Source organism: Paenibacillus sp. E194 (assembly GCF_000935845.1).
Classification (GTDB): Bacteria; Bacillota; Bacilli; order Paenibacillales; family Paenibacillaceae; genus Paenibacillus_B; species Paenibacillus_B alvei_B.
The window spans coordinates 1-3,002 of record NZ_JMDX01000408.1; the positions used below are offsets into that span (position 1 = coordinate 1).

At 40.8% G+C, this 3,002-nt stretch carries 4 protein-coding genes; all 4 read left to right on the forward strand.

Annotated elements, in window-relative coordinates:
* Nucleotides 1-207: hypothetical protein (locus AZ66_RS33170; protein ID WP_442950332.1), on the forward strand; the 207-nt coding region annotated here is incomplete at its 5' end.
* A gap of 296 nt (nucleotides 208-503) precedes the next feature.
* Nucleotides 504-752 (forward strand): acyl carrier protein, encoded by a 249-nt coding sequence (locus AZ66_RS28215; protein ID WP_021262928.1) that lies wholly within the window; start codon nucleotides 504-506, stop codon nucleotides 750-752.
* 50 nt (nucleotides 753-802) lie between these two features.
* The gene (locus AZ66_RS28220) at nucleotides 803-1,678 is read left to right on the forward strand and encodes a 3-hydroxyacyl-CoA dehydrogenase family protein (protein WP_021262927.1); all 876 of its coding nucleotides are present in this window, start codon (nucleotides 803-805) and stop codon (nucleotides 1,676-1,678) included.
* Between the two features lie 189 nt (nucleotides 1,679-1,867).
* A partial coding sequence (locus AZ66_RS28225; RefSeq protein ID WP_052648916.1) for an MFS transporter occupies nucleotides 1,868-3,002 on the forward strand: 1,135 nt, incomplete at its 3' end.

A 3,002-nucleotide genomic window follows, 5' to 3' on the forward strand; every position in this document is an offset into this window, starting at 1 on the left:
AACGTATATATCGCTAGTGAAAATAATGATACATGTCTCGTTATTTCAGGAATCAAGGACAGTGTTAATCAGGTTTTACAATCCGCTGAACAGGAGGGGGCTATAAAGGCTTCAGTCATCAACACACCCTATGCTTTTCATTCACCTTATGCAGCAAGGGGAATTGATATGTTCGTACGCCTAGTTGAAGAAACCCCCCATATGTGATAGCGAGGTGGCCATTCTATCCGTCTTTACTCAGACCACAATCCAAAGTGCTTCTGATTTAAAGAAGGAACTGATAAAAAATATGACTAGCCCCATGAATTGGAATGCTTCCATTCTAAAATTAGGTGAATGGGGAATTGACAGCTTTGTCGAGGTTAGCCTAGATGATTCGCTTACAAAAATATCAAGAATCATTAATTTGGAATATGAGTTTTTAACTTTCAAAAAATTCATGCGTTTACACAGCGCCACGAATGCTAGGTAAGAAAAAATCTATCAAATCGAGGGATATAATAATGGAAGAAATCAAAAACAAAACACGCGCATTTTTGAGCAATTTTATTAAAAAGCGGGAACTGCAGGATCACGATGATATTTTCGCCATTGGAGATGTAGATTCTCTCTTTGCAATGCAATTGGTTATGTTTATGGAACAGGAGTTCGGCATTGAGATCGACAACACGGATTTGGACCTGAACAATTTCAGATCCATTCAGGCGATTTCTGCGCTCGTAGCGAGCAAGCATGCTGCTATTGGCCAATGAAATCAAGAGAGACACGGAAGTCCAATATGATTTAGGAGGAGAGCAGAAGCATGCAGGTGATTGGTGTCATCGGTGCAGGCGTTATGGGAACAGGCGTTGCACATAATTATGCATTAGCTGGGTACGACGTAATACTCGTTGATATTTCAGAAGACATTCTTACGAGAGCCAAAGAGCAAATTTCCAAAAACATTCGTTTTCAAGGCTTGTACAACAAAGATCTCATCGTGGAGAACCCTGAAACCATTTTGAATCGAATTTGTTTTACCGTTAATTATGACTTATTAAGCAATGCAGATTATATCATTGAGAATGTACCGGAGAAATGGGAGACCAAAAAGGATGTATATGTAACGCTTGATCGTATTTGTCCTGAGCATTGTATTTTTGCGGTGAACACCTCTTGTATATCGATTACTAAAGTTGCTTCACTTACTAATAGGCCAACCAAGGTCATCGGCTCACATTACATGAATCCCGTACTAATGAAACCAGTAGTAGAGGTGATCAAAGGTTACCATACTTCTGAGGAAACCATTGCAGCCACCATAGATCTCTTAGCTACATTGAATAAAGAGGCGATTGTTGTCAGCGACTTACCAGGATTTGTGTCCAACCGCGTTTCTCATCTGATGATGAATGAGGCTGCGTTTGTCGTTCAAGATCAGGTTGCTGAACCGAGGGATGTAGACGATATTTTCAAAAAGTGCTTTGGGCACAAAATGGGACCACTTGAAACAGCTGATTTGATAGGCCTTGATACCGTCGTTCATTCACTCGATATTTTATACGAGAGCTATCAAGATTCGAAGTTTCGTTGCTGCCCGCTTCTGAGGAAAATGGTGGATGCAGGAACACATGGAAGAAAAACCGGACAAGGGTTTTATTCCTACCAGATGCTCGAACGCAATCTAGTGAAAAGTTAAAAACGATAACGATGATATGGATTTCAATTATTTCATAGTGAGCATGAAAAATAAGAATCAAAGCTAATGAACAAGGGGATCGTGTTCGGCAAGTGAGCGTGTTATAGCTCCAAACTGAGCGCGATTCTTTTTGTTTTAGCTCTCGATTGGAGCGAAAATGGAGAACACAAGCGAACCCAAAAAGCGGTTATGGACACTGAATTTCTTTTGCTCTGGCAAGGACAGCTGGTTTCCGCTTTAGGTGATTCCATTTATGAAATCGCCTTAACCTTCTGGATACTCTACGAAACAGGTTCACCCGGGTTGATGGGTGCACTGTTGGCAGCATCATTGCTGCCTAAAGTCCTCATATCTCCTTTTGCAGGGGTAATTGTAGACCGCACTGACAGAAGAAAAATGATCCTATTAATGGATTTCATTCGAGGTGTATGTATTCTTTTCGTAGGTACTGCGGCCATTTTTGGATATCTTGAAATTTGGATGGCTTTTGCTGCGGGGATTATTCTTGGCATATGCGCTGCATTTTTTAATCCTGCTGTCACATCAACAATCCCAGATCTTGTTCACCCGTCTCAAATTGTACAAGCTAGTGCCAATTTAAGCATGTTACGTGCGGTTTCTCAAATCATTGGACCTTCCTCTGGCGGTGTGTTGTATCATCTCGTCGGTCCGCCAATTCTCTTCTTATGTAATGGCATATCCTACATCATTTCCTTTATTCTCGCCTTTTTCATGAAAATTCCTAAGTCAACTGGTCAGGATCAACAATATAATTTCTGGCAGGATATGAAGGATGGGTTTACGTACATCTGGAAGATGAAAGGACTAAGAGACTTAATTGTTTTGGCGGGATTTTTAAACTTTTTTGCAACGATAAGTATTGTCTTGCTTGCACCGATGTTTAAAAATTCAGCGAATCTAGGAGAAGTAAAGTACGGGATCGCGATGGCCATCTTTACGTTAGGAATGCTCGCGGGGATGATTCTTACATCCGTATTTCGCATCAAACCTGAACACAAAAGTATGTTTCTTATGTTTTCAGGGCTACTAGCAGGGATCGTTTTTTCAACCGCAGTCATGATGAACAATTTTATACTAATGGCCATTTTGTTATTTATTGGCGGAATATTTAATGCCATTGTTAATGTACTGATCGAATCGACGGTGCAACTAACTGTTACCCAGGAAATGAGGGGCAAGGTGTCCTCAATAAAGGGAACACTTACGATGGGGCTCGCGCCATTGGCCATGTTTATTGGGGGAATACTTGGCGAGTTTTTCCCGATCAAATACATTGTATTTTCAGGATTTATGTCAATAAGCG

Excerpts from the sequence above, each read along its gene's own strand:
- AZ66_RS28215 (WP_021262928.1), top strand. The coding sequence starts at position 504 with ATGGAAGAAATCAAAAACAAAACACGCGCATTTTTGAGCAATTTTATT.
- AZ66_RS28220 (WP_021262927.1), top strand. The coding sequence starts at position 803 with ATGCAGGTGATTGGTGTCATCGGTGCAGGCGTTATGGGAACAGGCGTT.